Source organism: Pseudoalteromonas sp. HM-SA03, from assembly GCF_002289345.1.
Lineage (GTDB): Bacteria > Pseudomonadota > Gammaproteobacteria > Enterobacterales > Alteromonadaceae > Pseudoalteromonas.
Map to the genome: position 1 here is coordinate 1 of NZ_NSDG01000119.1, position 17,118 is coordinate 17,118.

A 17,118-nucleotide genomic window follows, 5' to 3' on the forward strand; every position below is an offset into this window, starting at 1 on the left:
TTTAGTCTGTTTGGAGAGCTTAATAAATTCAGAGGGCTGCAAAATCATTATCACATCGATGGATATTAGATCATAAATTTAATCAATTTGGTATTAGCAAATCAAAGTGGCAGTGTAATTGTAAATTTACAACCTCGGTTTAGCTTGCTTGATACGCTAATATTTCCTTTTAATAATTTAACGAGCTCGTTTGTGATCGCAAGGCCAAGCCCTGCATTGTGTTTGCGGTTACTTAGGCTATTTTTGGCCTGAAAGCTAGCGTCGAATATATAGGGAAGATCAGCGGCGCTTATCCCAATGCCAGTATCATTAACACTCACTAAAGCAATATCTTGTTGCTGCTGTAATGTGAGCTGTATTTCGCCACCAGCATCAGTGTGTCTGATAGCGTTATCGATGAGGTTTGATAGGATTCTGTCTAATTTCCCGATATCACTGTATACACTAACTTCGCTTGCTTTCGGGCTTATTGAGATGGTTATTCCGCGCCGTTTAGCTTGCAATGTAAATTTAGCCGCAACGTCATACATAAGTTCAAGTAGATTAAAGGATTCAATATGAAGTTTGGTATGTCCAGCTTCTAGGTGGGCGAGTTCAAAAATTTGCGCGATAAGATGATTGAGCTGATTTATATTTTTGCTGGCAATTTCGATGTGCGAAACGATATTTTTGTCACTCGTTTGTTTTTCTATCAGTTCAATGTAACCTTTAAGCGAGGCAAGTGGTGTGCGGAGATCGTGGCTTAGCTGTGAAAGTAGTTCTTTACGTTGTTCATCTTTGAGGTTAAGTGTGGTTAATTGCTGCTGAATTTTATCCAGCATAGCATTGACGCTGCGACCCAGCTGATGGATCTCGTCATGTTCTTCGGGCCAATTTATTTGGGCATCACGACTAATATTAAAATGGTTTTGGCTGACTTGATCTATATATTGAGTCAATCTGGACACGGGCTTGGTGATTTTATTAAGTAGTAGCAGGACAACAACCAGCAAAAAGAACAAAGTGCCTAATAACCAACTTACTCCAAGCATCACCTTGTCTGAATTTTTTAGTTGCTCAATAATGCTATCGTATTTTGACGAGCCGATGATGATATATAGGTAACCCTGTAAAATATCTTGATTAAATACAGGGGCCACAGAGAAAATTTTACTGCCGTTAACGCTTCTCGGATCATCTCCAAATACAGGTAGTTGGCTATTGCTCTTTAGGAGTTTTTTTAACGGGGTAACATCAATTTGCTGACGTTTAACCTCTCCAGGGGCGGCAGAGTAAGTTAATAACTTACCTTCAGGGGAGACGAAGTAAAACTCGAATGAGGGGCCTAAGATCATCAAGGTGTGAAATAGATTACTCAAACCGTCATAGTCGTACACTCCCTCTTTTATCAGGGGATTATCGTCAACAAGATGGGTCGCAAGTGCGAGGTGTAATTGTTGTTCTGCTTGAGACTTAGAGACTTGAGATAGCGCTTGAGTCCACCACACAAAAATCGCTGCAATGACAACGAAAGTGACAAATAAGATCAGTGCGAGTTTTTTGTAGAGTGAGAGCTTCATACGCTTTGCCCGCAAAGAGAGGCTGAATTTAATTTGTAACCAACACCCCATACTGTTTCTATCACCGTATTATTTGAAATCGCTTCAAGCTTTGCCCTCAGACGATTAATATGGGAGTTAACGGTATGCTCGTATCCTGAGTGTTGGTAGCCCCATACTGATTCTAATAACTGGGTTCGAGAAAACACGTGATTTGGGTGTTTAGCAAAAAACTGCAGCAGCTCAAATTCGGTTGCAGTAAGCTCTAATCTAACATTAGCCAACGAAATTTCATGACAACAGGCATCGATAACTAAGTTTCCAACTGCAATTTTATCGCGTGGGAAGTCCACATTTTCAGTCTGCATTGGTTGCTTAAGTTGCCTGACATGGCGTAGCTGCGCTTTCACTCTTGCTTGCAACTCTCTCGTATTAAAAGGCTTGCATATATAGTCGTCCGCACCAACTTCAAGTCCAATGATCCTATCGATATCACTACTTTTTGAGGTGACGATGATGACACTACTCATAGGGTAAAGCGCCTTAAGCTCTCGACAAAGGGTTAGTCCATCCATATTAGGTAGCATTAAATCCAGTAAAATCACCGCAAAATCGTTCGCTTTAGCAGTCGACAATACTTGGCTGCCGTCGGCAACATGCGTTACCTCTAAAGCTAACTCCTCTAAATGCACTTGGAGTAATCTCGCTATGTCTAAGTCATCTTCAACTAGCAACACGGTTTCTAACATAAATAGCCCTTTATGAAAGCGCAAACGCCTATGGCAGACGTTTGCGCATAGGCTATTTAATTCTCTCGATAGTGACTGCAAGCAGCGGGTTATCAAATTTATGGATACTAGTGAGCGTTGAACTTTGGAGTCCATCATCACTACCAACTACACCACTGTGCATCGTCACCATGTTGTGATTATCGTTGCGCTCTGCGTTAAAGCCCTCACCGCTATCTGCTGGGCCTGGTATGGTTCCCGCGGCTTCACTATTCAGCTCAGTGCCAGCATCGTAGGCAAGTGTTCGATACATTTGCACCTCATCTACGGGCAACGCAGAGACGTCTATAGCATTTAGACCGGAGAATCCATCATTGGTATTCACCATCATGGTTAATAGCGATAATTTAAGCTCAGAAAGGTCAGTAGTTTTGATGGAAAGGTTGGTTGTCGCACCGGGGCCTAAAGGTCCATCCGTTGAGACGGATGCTTGTGTCATCTCGTCGGCTATAATGTCGCTGTTATTTCCGCCTTCTGCAAGTTGCTCTAATGCTTCACTGGCTGGCATGCCAACAGTAAAGTAATGACCAGACTGATGAAGCAGCACTGCAATTGGTGACATAGGCTGAGCATGTGTAAGGTTCGTGATAGTGATGGTAAACTCATACTCAACAGGCTCTGGCTCAACCGGAGGCTCTGGCATTACCATATTATTGTCATTGTCTCCACATGCACTGAGTAGGAGCGCAGACATGGCAATTAATGCTAATTTCGCTTTCATAGCTCCCCCTTATTTTACGGTTATTGTTACTTTTGCCACAGGATTTAACCAACGGTGTACGGTATTATGCAGATCGCTATTACCGCCGACTTGCTCGTCGTCACCTACGTTGCCTCTGTGAATATGGACCATGGTGTTTTCTTCACTTGCTGTGACGCCAGCTCCTTGAGTGCCAGGAGCCGCACCTGGCGATGCTGGGATCCCTAAAATACCGGGTGCACCAGAGCCTTCGACAAGCAGTTCATTATTCGCTTCAGTACCTGCATCATAGGCATTAAGGTAAACTTCATAGGTGCCGGCAGCGCTTGGAATAGGCCATGCATTTAATCCTACAAATCCATCATTGGTAGGAAGTAGCATCGCCACAATTGAAAGATGCGTATTTCCTTCACTCGTTGATATCATCGCCATTGTAGAGCCTGCGGGTGCAAGTAGCCCCTCAGCTGGGTTGGCGATCATATTGGCGTTTGAGCTTTCGAGGATTTGTCCTAAAGCTGAAATGTCACCGCCTTCGGCCATGGCTTGCAATGCTTCAGAAGCTTGCTCGCCGAGTTTAAAAAGAGCGGTATCTTGATTATGAGCAGCCACCAGTAAAGGCGTATAGTAAATACCGTGAGTGAGGTTAGTGATTTTTACTTCAAGGTCTTGTGCCAGCGCAGCGCTTGATAAACACGTTGCGACTAATGTTGTCAGGATTTTTGCTTTCATGATGTACTCTTCTTATTAGGATTAACAGTCCCTTTATCATGGCCGCAAGATATTGAGATAGGCTCACGGAGTTATCACGTTTTTATCACAAAAGCGTAGAATACTTATCACAGGGCTCAGATCAGCGGAGCTGGATTAACTTGAAGTACGCCTGAACGGTTCTAGTTGATCGAGAACTACCAATTAGTTCTGCAAGGTGGGGATAATGAGGAGTAAAAAACTCCTCGTTACTAGGGAAGCGGGTTAGGGCTTATCGAAATAACTGAGGTTGACGCCAAGCACACTATTGGCATCAGCAAGTGTTACTTTGTCTTTAGTATTTGGCGAAAAATTAGGATCGATATATTCCATAATCATTTCATTAGCAATTTTTCGATAGGCGATTTGTATTGCTTCTGACGAGCTACAGCCTTGGTCTGTTTCAAAGACTTCGCTTAGTGGCGCTAAGCCAAACCCTTTTTGTAGCACTAAATCTGTCGAACGTAATGCGCCTTCTACCCAGCCCTGATAATCAGAGTAAGCTTCACCGCAGGTAAACAGATTTGGCAACGGCTCTACTAAATCTTCGATGACGTCTTTATCATTCGCTCCAATCGCCCATTGATGTACACCAAAACCAAATTGAAGATTTTCAGGGACATTGAAATTCACGTTCCCTTCCCAAATTCGAGCGCTTGTGAGGGTGGGCTGTGGAACATAATGTGTATTAAAAATGTCTTTAAAGAATTGTGTCGCTTGTCGTACAACCGCTTCCGAGGCTGGAAATATATCACTGGGAATAGATTCAACGAGTTCCGACTCACGAGGGTGATGATAAAGCTCACCTTTATTTTGCAGTGCACTCCAAAAATTAATATTTAAATAATCACAGTAAATAGTCAATGCGGCTGGGCGACTGTATTTAGCTGCTTCTATCCCTTCGAGTCTGTGTTGTGTTTCAGAGTTAGGCTCGGCATGACGCTCGTTATACATAAGCGCGGCTGCGAGTTCATCATCTAAAGCATAAAAGGGATAAACAGAACCTGTTGGTAAATCGGCAAAGTTAGGTCCAAAGCTGACAGCTGGGCGGCCTGTCATGCCGGTTCCCCACCATGCAGTGTCGTAATATAAATTAATCTTCAGGAGCGGTTGGTTGCTTGTGCTTTGCAATGTATCCCATAACGCATCGCGCCGCTGCTTTGGTAGTTGTTTGAATACATCTGACGCTATGAACAACTTTTCAAGCGCGAGCCTTGGCAGCCCTAAAATAAGCTTTTCAGCTTTAAATTTTCCTTCGCTTATCTGTCCGTCTTGCTCGGTTTTGGTGTACTTAAGTACATAAAGATTGTCTGCTTTATCAAAGGCGATGCTATTGATGCTCGTTTGCAGGTAAATCCTCTCTTTACCTATTTTATCCACCAGCGCGTTTGGCAGGGTGCTAAAGCCGTCTTTAAAGGTTCTAAATTCGACATCTGCAGGAAAGTCTTCCAAAAGCTGATAGGCAACCCCCGCATTCATTTTCGATAAGAAGGTGCCATTAAAGCCCAAAACACGATACAGCATGGTGATACATTCTTGGCTATAACCCATATCAGTGAGTAAATCCCACAAAGACCAATTATATAGTGGCTCACCTTGCCATTGACATTGCAGACGGAAATCCTGCCAAAACTCTGGGCCGCGAACCTCTGGCCTTGAATCGAACTGTGGATTCACTTGCAAGATACGATTAAAAACAACATTAATAATGTCTTTGGGGTTAACACCTTGCTCGTTTGGATCGAGGTTATAAAGTGCCGACCAAATATGATAGTCGTCTTGTTCAGCATCGTTTACCGAAAAGCTGGTACCGCGAAAGTAGAGCCGGTTATTGCCGCCGCTATTCATGGGGAACGGGACTATCTGATCTTCTAGGCCTAACTTTAGAAAGAGGGCCATTAGGTTATCCATACCCTCAAATAGAAACCGCATACCACCTTGTTCTTCTTTGACTGTAATGGTGCTGTCAGGCTTTGCTCCTGCGCGGTTATCTCTGAAATGGATAAGATCTGAGTCCAATCTTCCACCTGTGCGGTTGCTGCGCTCAAAAATGGCGAAGTCATCAACGTCTGTTTCGCACTGTAATCGCCAAGCGCTATACAAACCAGACATGCCAGCTCCTATCACTGCGACTTTGACCGCTTCTGGAATGGGTTTTTGACTAATATCTGTACCTATTTTGTAGTGAGTCATGTGAGTTCCTTAGTCGACGATGTCTCACACTTTTGAGGCTGACTGCTTTTATACCAATTGGTATTACTTCCTAGCTCGCTAAGTGATCTATAACGTATCTGTGCACTCCAACCTGTTGAGTGCACTTCCCAAAAATTTGTTGCAACAAGCAAAGTATTGCTTTCTCAGCCTGATGCAAAACCCAGATACTACTTTAGTACACTGGTTAAGTTTGTGTTAATTTTTGCGGCGGGTTTTGCCAAGTATTTATCTAAAAAGTACGAATGGCATGAATTTAATAAGCTTTTATTCTCGGCTGAACATTAATTTGAGAGATGGAACACGTTTGTTCCATACCGACTAAGTCTTTTAGTGTACAAAGAGTTTAGCCAACAATGATATGGGGTAAGAAACGGCTAAGATCTTGGGTGATCAGGCTTTTATCTTCACGAACACCAATTCCAACTGCTTTATCGCCGACAATCCATGAGCCGATGAGCGTATTGAATCCTGCAAATTTGGGTAAAGGTGAGTAAGCTTGATAAATATAACCTTCTTCGCCATATCCACCAGCAGACTGTGCAAGCAGTTGTTGATCTTTTCGGATCTCAATATTCGCGCCTTCGCGAGAAAATAACGGCTTCTTCACATAGCCGGACTCGCAATTTGCAATTTTATGCTTGTCCTGTTCAAAGTATGCCGGTAACAGATTTGGGTGATTGGGAAAGGTTTGCCATAGCAAAGGTAAGATTGCTTTATTGGATAAAATCGCTTTCCAAGCAGGCTCTAGCCATTGCACTTTTGCTTTTGATAATAGTTCACTATATTCATCTTGAAACATAAATTCCCATGGGTATAGCTTAAACATCCATTGAATTTTTGAATCATCAAGGTCGACAAAGTGTTGGTCATGAAATCCGATATCTTCGATAAAAACTTGTTTAGTCTTGAGTCCTGCTTCCATCGCGCAGCTGCGCATATACTGAATAGTGCCCAAATCCTCAACGCTTTCTTTGCAGCAGGAAAAGTGTAGGGGAGCACCACGGTGGAATTTATGTAGTTGATAAAAGCGCTCAATTAGCGCTTCTTGTAGGCCATTAAATTGATCCGCATTGCGAGGCAGTTTACCGGCTTTCACTTGTTCCTCAAGCCATAGCCACTGCCAGTAACCCGTTTCGAATAAGCTGGTGGGCGTGTCATAATTGGCCTCTAGCAGCTTGGCTGGTGACTTACCATCGTAACTAAAATCAAAACGACCGTAGAGTGCTTGGTCGCGGCGACGCCATGAGCGAGTCACTAATTCCCATTGAGATTCAGGAATAGCAAACTGTTGCAGAAGTGACTCATCATTACACACTAAATCGGCAAGGTGTAAGAGCATTTGGTGGAGTTCATCACTTGGGTCTTCCAAGTCTTGCTCAATTTGTTTCAATGTAAATTGATAATAAGCACTTTCATCCCAGTATTTTTCACCATACATAGTATGAAATTCAAAGCCGTGGGCTTTTGCTTGTTTACGCCAGTGTGGGCGTTCATCAATAGAAATTCTTAACATAAGTGTAAAATCGAACTGTCTAAGTCTAATATCAATTGCATAGATATTAAATTAACTAAAGAACACTCTATAAAAAGCCGAGTAGACCTCGGCTTATCTTTTATCAAGCGAAGGTTGGCTTAGCTGCCCCAACTGCCACTACTACGAGTAGCACTACGACCAAATCCACCGCGACTGCGTGATACGGAGCTGGCACGCGGCTTGTAATTGATGGTTGAGCTTTTGACCGAAGTTGTACCTGAAGACTTTGCAGATGCGACAAACCCGTTTTGCGCATTTCGATAGCTAAAGAAGTCATCACGAGAGCGATACAGCGGTTTTGCGCCAGAATAGTAAGTGCCGCCTAAGTAAGCTGCCTTTTTCTTCTTGCGCTTTTTCATCATGTCTAAGCCTTCATCGACGGCCTCCGCAAGCGCAGCAACCATAAAGCCCGCCATAATTGGACGCCAGATCCCACCAATTGAATGCTCACAACGGTCAAAGCCAAAGTCGCTTTCGCACAACTGCTCAGAGGCATATTTGGGGGCTTCTTGGTGGTGGCTGTCGAGTGCTTGTTGATATTGAAACTGGCATGCTTCTTCTTCAATGCCGAATGATGTGCATTCATCAATGTTTTTAAAAAGTAACGCCGATTCGTCGCTATCACCACACGCGGTCAACCCTCCTGTGGCGCCCATTAATAAAGTCAATTTGATTGTTCTACTCCTTTTCATCTTGACTCCTTAATAGGTCATGCAAGCGGCATTCAAAATTCCGGTCGCAAGCGACGCACCACCCAAGAACAAACCTGCGCTGATGTGATTATTTTCGATTTTCTCAGATAGCTTTGGCATATACAGTCTTACCGTGAAGAAGGTAATTAATTGCATTATTCCCGCAATAACACCCCAAACGGCAAAATCAATAAGAGATACCGCATTGACTGCGGCACTGGCGATAGGCAAGACAAAACCAATTAAGGTACCGCAAAACGCAGTTGCAGCAGCAGGATTGTTTTCTTTAACTAGTTTCCACTCACAATAAGGGGTAACTTTGGAGTAAATAAATAAAAAGACTAAGGTAAGTAAGTAGGCAAGGCCGAAGTAGGAAACAAAAGGGACAAATCCTTGTAAAGAATCCAAAATCATAATTTTCTCTTTGTTATAGCATCGAATTTGAAATTCGATAGATATTAATCATCATCATAGGTGAGCTGCTCCAGCTCGCGATGTAGTATATCATCATCTCCAAGGTTAAGTTCAATAAGACGTTTTAAATGCGTCACACTATCAAGATCGATTTGGCGGCAATGTACGCCTAAATGACCTTCTTCAACATGACGAACCTCTACCTCCATTGTAATTTGGATATCACTACCAGGTAGATAAAAGTTTAGACTTGCAGGATCGTTTTTAAGTGGTACATAGCCATCAGGCAAGGTGAGTAACGCGCCATTGATCGATAAATCCAAGATTTCGCAGCTAAAATCACCGCTTGAAGCCATAAACTGTGCCTCGTTTGAAAAAATAACTCTGGAAAAACGTCGACGTTCTTTCATTACTGATCCTAATAGTCCGTATAGATAAAGAATAGCTTATATCATTGTGCTCGCTACTAAAAAATGACAATAAATTACGCCGGCTTGATAGAATTGCCGCTGCAATTTTCTTTGCTACTTGTCTCCGCAGTGCGGCATGAATAAAGCTAAGTAAGTACTAAAAAATAATAAAGGCTCCTAACGGGGAGCCTCAGATTATCTATCGTTGATAGGCTTATTAGCCAATCTTTTTGTATTTGATACGCTTAGGCTCTGCCGCCTCAGCGCCAAAGGTCTTCTTCAGCCACTCTTCGTATTCAGTGTAGTTGCCGTCAAAGAAATTGATTTGGCCTTCATCGCGGTAATCTAGAATGTGGGTCGCGATACGGTCTAGGAACCAACGGTCGTGCGAGATACACATAACGCAGCCCGGGAATTCCAAAATCGCATTTTCTAGCGCTCGTAACGTTTCAACGTCTAGATCGTTGGTTGGCTCATCCAGCAACAGCACGTTACCGCCTGCTTTTAGTAGTTTTGCTAAGTGCAGACGATTACGCTCACCACCAGAAAGTTCTTTTACAAACTTTTGTTGGTCATTGCCCTTAAAGTTAAAGCGGCCAACATAGGCGCGGCTTGGTACTTCAAAGTTACCAATTTTAAGAATGTCTTGGCCGTTAGAGATCTCTTGGAATACGGTATTATTACCGTCCATGTCATCACGGAACTGTTCAACAGTGGCGATTTCAACCGTTTCACCAATAGTGATGTTACCACTATCTGGCTGCTCTTGACCGCTTAGCATTCTAAACAGCGTTGACTTACCCGCGCCGTTTGCACCGATGATCCCAACAATTGCACCTTTAGGTACGTTGAAGTTCAAATCGTCAATCAACAATCTGTCACCGAAGCTCTTACGTAAGTTGCTCACTTCAATCACTTGGTCGCCTAAGCGAGGACCAGGTGGAATGAATAGCTCGTTGGTTTCGTTACGCTTTTGATAGTCGTTTTGCTGAAGCTCGGTAAACTGCGCCATACGTGCTTTAGACTTAGCTTGGCGACCTTTCGGATTTGAGCGTACCCATTCAAGTTCTTTTTCAATCGACTTCTGACGTGCTTTCTCTGATTTTTCTTCTTGCTTCAAGCGTGCATCTTTTTGCTCAAGCCATGAAGAATAGTTACCTTCCCACGGAATACCGTGGCCACGGTCAAGCTCTAAAATCCAGCCAGCTACATTATCTAGGAAGTAGCGGTCGTGGGTGATCGCCACCACGGTGCCCTCGTAGTCATGAAGGAAGCGCTCCAACCACGCAACCGACTCGGCATCTAAGTGGTTAGTCGGTTCGTCAAGAAGCAGCATATCTGGCTTTTCAAGTAACAGTCGGCAGATAGCAACACGGCGTCTTTCACCACCTGATAGGTGCTCAATTTTTGCGTCCCATTCTGGTAAACGAAGTGCGTCGGCAGCGCGCTCAAGCGCATTATCTAGGTTATGACCGTCATGTGCTTGGATAATAGCTTCTAATTCGCCTTGCTCTTTGGCTAGCGCATCAAAGTCAGCATCTTCCATTGCGTACTCAGCGTACACTTCATCTAATCGACTTAGGGCGCGCTTAACTTCGCCAACCGCTTCTTCAATCGTTTCACGAACGGTTTTGCTTTCATCTAATACAGGTTCCTGCGGTAGGTAACCAATCTTAGTACCTGGTTGCGGACGTGCCTCGCCCTCGAATTCGGTATCCACACCCGCCATAATGCGAAGTAAGGTCGACTTACCTGCACCATTAAGACCTAAAACACCAATTTTAGCGCCCGGGAAAAAGCATAAAGAAATGTCTTTTAGAATAGTGCGCTTAGGTGGCACAACTTTGCTCACCCGCGACATGGTATAAATATATTGAGCCATGAGTTTCCAATCTCTCTTTTAAGTTAGATGTATTTTAGAGAAAGCCTTCCAGTGCTGCAATGTTGTGGACTACATGATATTAAAAATATAAGCTCCTTCACTAATTAACTTGAGCTGCGGATAATTGATGCTTTTCTAGCAGGCAGTGTCAGCGCAAACTAAAAGTAATGAGTTAGCTCATTCCTTATCCAAACCTCAGGTTAAGTAAAATATTTTCGTGTTTAAGTTGTAATTCGATGTAATGGTGTAAGTCGGAAATAGCTTCTACACTGCTGTAATGCTTCATGAATTGAACCACAGCAAAAAGGATTACAACATGTCACATCACTGCAATCAAAATCCCATTGTTTCAGCTGCGATCTACCCACCCATTGGTGTAATGCGGGTTGGTAACAGCCCAGATGAATTTTTTATTGGCCCTGAGGTCGATACCGCCATTCCAAGAGATATGAATTACTACCGCGATAGCACGGGGGCGTTGAAGCGCCAAGCTGCGCGATTTCGTATTTATGGGTTGGACGCTGAGGGCAACATCGTTAAAGAACTCACTTGCGATGACGGCGCTTCTATCACTTGGCATGCACGCTTGGCTAATCAAAAAGCGTCTTGGTATGAGTTTCAATTAGCGTTGGATATTCCAGAGGCGATGGAGGCCGAGCCGAGTTTACTGCGCAACCTCAATGTAAACGACCGTAACAGCTTGCTCATTGATGGTGGAGCGCAGCAGATCAGTGGTGTTGCTTCAGGGTGTGGTTGTAGTCGCTTTGAAGGATGCTTTGCCGGTAAAAAAGTGTACTTAGGCGAAATGCGTACCGATGATAAGGGCCGCTTACTGATGCTTGGTGGACACGGGGTGTCAGAAAATCCTCAAGGCCACGAGGCGATCACGTTCGGTAATAATGAAGGCTGGTACGACGATACCTCGGACGGCCCGGTAACTGCTGAGGTGAAATATCAAGGCAAAGCACTTGATGTGAAACCAGCATGGGTTATTTGTGCGCCACCAGATTACGCGCCAATGCAAAAATCTCCGCGAACCATGTGGGATTTAATGCGTCAGGTTGCAGTTGATGCCAAGATGCTACCTGCACCTGAGGGTAACCCCTCCTTTAGTAAAGATATTCTGCCAATTTTCCAAAGGTTAACCGATTTACAGTGGGTTAATGCGGGATTTGCCGCAGGGTTTGGCTGGAATAGCCCCTTTGATTTTACTTCAGAGACTTGGATCAGCCGTTTAAATGACAACTCACGCACATGGCAAGAAGCAAGACGTAATCTCTTTAATAACTTTAGACAGATAGAAAAAGTTACCACAGCGGATGAAAAACATAGTTGGAACCCTAAATTTGCCGCTACCGCACCGCAGCTGTGGCCTTGGTTGTACGGCGATGCGATGAGTGTAGATGCCGATGACTCGCCAAGGCAGTTTGTCACGCTGACAGAAATTCAGTTGAATATGTTACAGCAGTGGTCGAATGGCGAATTTGATTCTGATTACGACCCTTGTTATCGCCCCCCAACCAGCATTGATGAAATTCCGGTTGCTGAGCAACCAGAGATTTTAACTAAAGCGGCGATGGAGTTCTGTTTAGCAGATGCTTTCCACCCTGGATGTGAAATGACTTGGCCAATGCGTACAGCGGGCATGTATAGCGAGGCTTTCCGTCTTAAGCATTCAGAGGATACTGCACCGACCCACGGCACCAATTATGGCGTGGAAATGACATCAGAAATCGCGCTGCATTCGAGCGGCCCATTAAAAACGGGGCAGGTTGCTGGTGGTATTACACGTTGGATGGCCATTCCTTGGCAAACAGACACCGCAAGTTGTCGCGATGGCTACAACGAAGCGTACGACCCTTATTTACCAACCTTTTGGCCTGCACGAGTGCCAAATAATATGCTTAGCGAGCAAAATTATCACCGAGTAGTCGATGAAACAAAGCCATTTGCAGAGCGACAAGCAGCATTTAATGACCGGGATCTGTGGCTAAACGATTTACCGATAGGCCCTTCAACCAACTATATTGAGCAGATCAACAGTATGATCACTGGGTTTGGTCAATTGGCGGTGGTATTACCGAAAACAGAAAAAGGCGTAACTGGTTTTCCAACCACCATGCAAGTAGGATTAACACCAGTCAAAGCGGATCACAAAGCAGAAAAACTGCTGACAGCAAGTCGTAATGAAAGCATGCGAGATTGTCGTCCTGATTTGTCACAAACCGACAAAGCACATCGCCGGAATCGCAAATAATAAGGGCTAATATGGCTGAAAGGAAATCGGATATTGTCATTGTAGGTGCAGGCATTGCTGGATGCATTGCTGCATTTGCTTTGCACCCTCACTACCAGGTGATAGTAGTCGATAAGCTCGCTGCAGCCAAAGACAAAGTGGGCGAGTGTTTACCGCCAGCGGCGTCTAGAATTCTCAAAAAGCTTAACTTGTTGCACTTACTACAAAGCCCGGAACATCTCACTTGTCACGGTATGATTTCGTTTTGGGGCAGTGAATCGCCTACCATAGTGGATAACGTTAAAAACCCCGATGGTTTGGGATGGCACATTCATAGGCAGCATTTTGAACAGCAGCTTCGTGATCAATTAGTGCTTCGTGGTATCCCTTTGTTATCTTCTACAAAGCTTACAGATGTGGTGCAAACACAATCAAGTTGGCAAGTTAGGGTTGAAGGCTGCGACACTGACATGTCTATCACGACAACACTGCTTATTGATGCCACCGGTCGCGCCTGTCATCTGGCGAGGCGACTCGGTGCAAAACTACAACAGTTTGATAAGCAAATGGCACTGTGGCTTACCGCAGAGGTTGCCACGACGAAACAGTTTGCGGTGATAAGCGATGAAGAAAATGGCTGGTGGTATAGTGCGCCGAGCGCGGCATGCTCTTCACTCGACCCCAATATGCAGCCTCGGGTGTTTTCTTGGCAGGCTTGCGCTGATGCGATCAAAAAGTGCAACATTACCAACGCTCAAGATTTTTTAGCCAAAGTAAAGCAGGTGAGGGGATTTAACACCTTAGTGGACTTGGTGAATATAGAAACAGCACACCTGCACCCAATGGTAAGTGCAAATTCGGCCCGTTTGGATAGTTGCGCAGCAAAAGGCTGGTATGCGGTGGGTGATGCGAGCATGAGCTTTGATCCGCTCTCTTCGCAAGGCATGTTGCATGCCATGACCAGCAGCATGCAACTTGCGGATATGCTGCTGTTGCACGGTACGGATTACAAACATGGCGCAAAACTATATCAGTCGCAAATGGATAGAGTGTGGATGCGTTATCTTGAGCATCGGCAGCACTTTTACGAGGGCTCAAAGTTAATCGGTTAACACTTATTATTACTTGTTTGGACTAAAGCAAAGTTTGAATCGAAAGAATGCGACAACATCTATAGTGGTGAAACCAATACCATTGTCGCTGGCCGTCAGTTGATTGCGATGCTTAAAATGTCTGAATAAATGTCGTCTAGAAGTGGCGGTGAACACTCACCTATTCGCTACCGCCAATGGAAGCTGAATATGAGCAATTGCGCCTTGCGCATCCTTACGATTGGTTAAGCTCAGTTTTCCGTTATGCTGTTCAACGATATTTTTAGCTAAGATGAGCCCAATCCCTTTACCCGTTGTTTTGGTGGTATAAAAAGGTACAAATAGGTTGTCTGTGTTCTTTATGCCATGCCCTTCATCGAGTACTTCAATACCTGCGAATTTATGATTGTGATATGCTTTGACGCAAACAGCATTGCGCTCACTTTCAGCTTCCAAGGCATTTTTAATCAGGTTTACAAGTGCTTGCTCAAGTAAGCTTTGATCAATTTGTAGCGTAAAGTCCTGTTCAATGGTTAATCTCACGCGATTGTCAAAAAGCCCTACGAGCGGCGTTAGTAAGTCACTTATTGATATCGCTTCTATACGAAGTTGATGCTGTTTTGCAACGCTTGCATAGCGATTAACAAATGACATCAGGCCATCGCTGCGCTGCACAATCACGCCAAGCGCTTGTTCAAAATCGGCTTGATTTTCTTGCGTGGTGGGAATTTCGATCAAGGTTTGAGCAAGTGACTTAATCGGCGAGAGAGAATTATGAATCTCGTGGCTGAGCACTCTGATCATTTTTTGCCAAGCGTCGCGCTGAGCTTGACTGACAACCGCTTGCACATCGGTCAGGATCACTAAGTGCGCCTGCATGCCTGCAATGGTAAGCTCGCTATAGCGAAGTTGCCACTCATCACCGAGAGTAGGGTGGTTAAAGTGCCAATGACCACTATGATACTCAAGGCTGAACTTATGCGCTTTTAATAAACGTAGGCTTTGCCATGGTTTGCCAATCCAATTTGAGAAGGCTTCATTGGCATGCACCAGTGCAGTGTCGTTATCGAAAATTGCGATGGGGCTGGGCAGTTGTTCAATGAGTCTAAACAGTAATATTGCTTGGTGGTCTCGCTCTGATTTGAATGATTGTAGCTGCTGACATAATTGCTGTGTTTCTTGCTGCAAACTGTGAAGAGTGCCTGAGCTGTCAGAGGTGTAAAAGCGCTGCCCATACTCTTCGTTTTTGATCGCCTCAATGGTGGTTGAGAGGTGATAAAAAGGTTGTATCAGGCGCTGTTTAAAATGATACAACAGCAGTGCGAGCGGACAAAGAACAACGAAAAAGTAGGTGATAACACTGAGTGTTGAGACCTCAAGGGTGACCATAAAAAAAGCGCTGAGTACGGCGAACAGCAACCAAATAATCAGGCAAAAAATCTCGATAATCTGTTCAAAGTTAGGCTTTTTCATAGGCAAGCTCATCGCGTTTTGATATCGAATTTATCAAGACGGCGATATAGGGCACTTTTACTGATCCCAAGTAAAACGGCAGCATCTTCCACATTATCATGGCATTGGCACAGCGCCATTTTAATCAACTTTTGCTCGGCTTGTTCTAGCGTCATCATTTCAGGCTCGCTCTGCTCTGTGGTTGCCACAGATTTTAAAGAAAGCGCGCTTTGTTCAATTTCAGTGCCATCACACAGCAAAAGCGCACGTTCCATCATATGGCTAAGCTCACGGATATTACCTGGGAATGCGTAACTTTGTAGTCTTGTTTGCGCTGCGTGAGACAAGGGTTTTACGTCTAATTCATAGGCCGTTGCGTGCTTTTGAATAAAAAAGTCGGCCAGCGGAATTATCTCAGTGCGACGCAAGCGCAGTGGTGGGATCTCAAACTCCATTGTATTTAGTCTGAAATAGAGATCACTACGAAATTGACCTGCTTGTTGTTGCGATTCTAAATCTGCATTAGTTGCACTAATAATCCTACAGCTTGCATGCTGCGTTTTGCTTGAGCCAACGGCTTCATATTCCCCTGTTTCTAATATTCGTAGTAGCTTCGCTTGTTGAGACTCAGTGAGAGTGCCTACCTCATCTAAAAATAAAGTCCCTTGCTCAGCCATTGAGAAACGGCCTTGTCTATCCTGTTTAGCGTCAGTAAACGCACCTTTCACATGGCCAAACATTTCACTTTCAAACAATGACTCTGGAATGGCAGCCATATTGGTGCTCACAAAGTTGCCTTTGATGTTGCTTTGCTGGTGGATATAGTTGGCAATCTGTGATTTTCCTGTCCCATTTTCCCCTCTAAGCAATATATTCGCTTTGGTTTTGGCAATACGGTCAAGTTGGCTTTTTAGCGCTTGCATCGTGGGACTTAACCAGAGTAACGCTTCTGCTGGCTCTACATTTGACGCTATTTTAGCTATGGTTTGTTGGGAAGAAGCAGGTTGTTGTTTTGCAGCGATTTGCTTTAGCCCTAAATGCTTTTTCACCATCGTTACCACGGCGTGGTTATCCCAAGGCTTGGCAAAAAAGTCTTTGGCGCCGCACTGCATGGCTTCGACGGCGAGTTCGACGCTAGACCAAGCGGTCATCGCAATAAATGTTGTGCTACTTTGACTTGCATACTGGCTCAAAAAAGCGAGGCCTTCATCGCCGGATGTTGTATCGAACTCAAAGTTCATGTCTAGCAGTACAATATCAATGTCGTTCGTATTGAGCTGCTTAGCGGCACAATCAAGACTACTACTTTGGAAAATGGTAAAACCGTGGTTTTTTAGTAAAAACTGTAAGCTAAGGCGGATATCGGCCTTGTCATCAACAATTAAAATTGAACCTTGCATAGTGTGTTGTAGGCAAAGTG

14 protein-coding genes are annotated in these 17,118 nt (G+C 44.3%); 2 read left to right on the top strand and 12 right to left on the bottom strand.

Annotated elements, in window-relative coordinates:
- Positions 1-101 precede the first annotated feature (101 nt).
- The 10 genes from CKO50_RS22565 to ettA form a co-directional block, all read right to left on the bottom strand.
- Positions 102-1,559: a HAMP domain-containing sensor histidine kinase gene (locus CKO50_RS22565; protein ID WP_095729997.1), complete on the bottom strand. Its 1,458-nt coding sequence runs from the start codon at positions 1,557-1,559 to the stop codon at positions 102-104.
- Positions 1,556-2,287, bottom strand: a complete 732-nt coding sequence (locus CKO50_RS22570) for a response regulator transcription factor (protein WP_095729998.1) — start codon at positions 2,285-2,287, stop codon at positions 1,556-1,558. Before CKO50_RS22570 ends, CKO50_RS22565 begins: the two co-directional genes overlap by 4 nt.
- Positions 2,288-2,339: 52 nt before the next feature.
- Positions 2,340-3,047, bottom strand: a complete 708-nt coding sequence (locus CKO50_RS22575; protein ID WP_095729999.1) for a spondin domain-containing protein — start codon at positions 3,045-3,047, stop codon at positions 2,340-2,342.
- Between the two features lie 9 nt (positions 3,048-3,056).
- Positions 3,057-3,755 (bottom strand): spondin domain-containing protein, encoded by a 699-nt coding sequence (locus CKO50_RS22580; RefSeq protein ID WP_095730000.1) that lies wholly within the window; start codon positions 3,753-3,755, stop codon positions 3,057-3,059.
- Between the two features lie 243 nt (positions 3,756-3,998).
- The gene (locus CKO50_RS22585) at positions 3,999-5,966 is read right to left on the bottom strand and encodes an FAD-dependent L-amino acid oxidase (protein ID WP_095730001.1); all 1,968 of its coding nucleotides are present in this window, start codon (positions 5,964-5,966) and stop codon (positions 3,999-4,001) included.
- A gap of 364 nt (positions 5,967-6,330) precedes the next feature.
- On the bottom strand, positions 6,331-7,500 hold the full coding sequence (locus CKO50_RS22590) for a glutathionylspermidine synthase family protein (RefSeq protein WP_095730002.1): 1,170 nt from the start codon (positions 7,498-7,500) through the stop codon (positions 6,331-6,333).
- Between the two features lie 119 nt (positions 7,501-7,619).
- Positions 7,620-8,213 (bottom strand): DUF1190 domain-containing protein, encoded by a 594-nt coding sequence (locus CKO50_RS22595; RefSeq protein WP_095730003.1) that lies wholly within the window; start codon positions 8,211-8,213, stop codon positions 7,620-7,622.
- A 9-nt stretch (positions 8,214-8,222) separates the two neighbouring features.
- Positions 8,223-8,627, bottom strand: a complete 405-nt coding sequence (locus CKO50_RS22600) for a DUF350 domain-containing protein (RefSeq protein ID WP_095730004.1) — start codon at positions 8,625-8,627, stop codon at positions 8,223-8,225.
- A gap of 44 nt (positions 8,628-8,671) precedes the next feature.
- A complete protein-coding gene (locus tag CKO50_RS22605) occupies positions 8,672-9,037 on the bottom strand; it encodes a PilZ domain-containing protein (RefSeq protein WP_095730005.1) in 366 nt (121 codons plus the stop codon).
- Between the two features lie 217 nt (positions 9,038-9,254).
- Entirely contained in the window at positions 9,255-10,919 is a 1,665-nt protein-coding gene (gene ettA / locus CKO50_RS22610) for an energy-dependent translational throttle protein EttA (protein ID WP_095730006.1), read from the bottom strand.
- A gap of 316 nt (positions 10,920-11,235) precedes the next feature.
- On the opposite strand from ettA, the gene CKO50_RS22615 reads away from it, so the two are divergent.
- Together CKO50_RS22615 and CKO50_RS22620 are read left to right on the top strand one after the other, a co-directional pair.
- Positions 11,236-13,176, top strand: a complete 1,941-nt coding sequence (locus CKO50_RS22615; RefSeq protein ID WP_095730007.1) for a LodA/GoxA family CTQ-dependent oxidase — start codon at positions 11,236-11,238, stop codon at positions 13,174-13,176.
- An 11-nt stretch (positions 13,177-13,187) separates the two neighbouring features.
- Positions 13,188-14,267 (top strand): NAD(P)/FAD-dependent oxidoreductase, encoded by a 1,080-nt coding sequence (locus CKO50_RS22620; RefSeq protein ID WP_095730008.1) that lies wholly within the window; start codon positions 13,188-13,190, stop codon positions 14,265-14,267.
- A 156-nt stretch (positions 14,268-14,423) separates the two neighbouring features.
- Here CKO50_RS22620 and CKO50_RS22625 read toward each other — a convergent pair whose 3' ends face one another.
- Together CKO50_RS22625 and CKO50_RS22630 are read right to left on the bottom strand one after the other, a co-directional pair.
- Positions 14,424-15,719 (bottom strand): PAS domain-containing sensor histidine kinase, encoded by a 1,296-nt coding sequence (locus CKO50_RS22625; RefSeq protein WP_255231149.1) that lies wholly within the window; start codon positions 15,717-15,719, stop codon positions 14,424-14,426.
- A gap of 8 nt (positions 15,720-15,727) precedes the next feature.
- The gene (locus CKO50_RS22630; RefSeq protein WP_095730010.1) at positions 15,728-17,098 is read right to left on the bottom strand and encodes a sigma-54 dependent transcriptional regulator; all 1,371 of its coding nucleotides are present in this window, start codon (positions 17,096-17,098) and stop codon (positions 15,728-15,730) included.
- Positions 17,099-17,118: the final 20 nt, after the last annotated feature.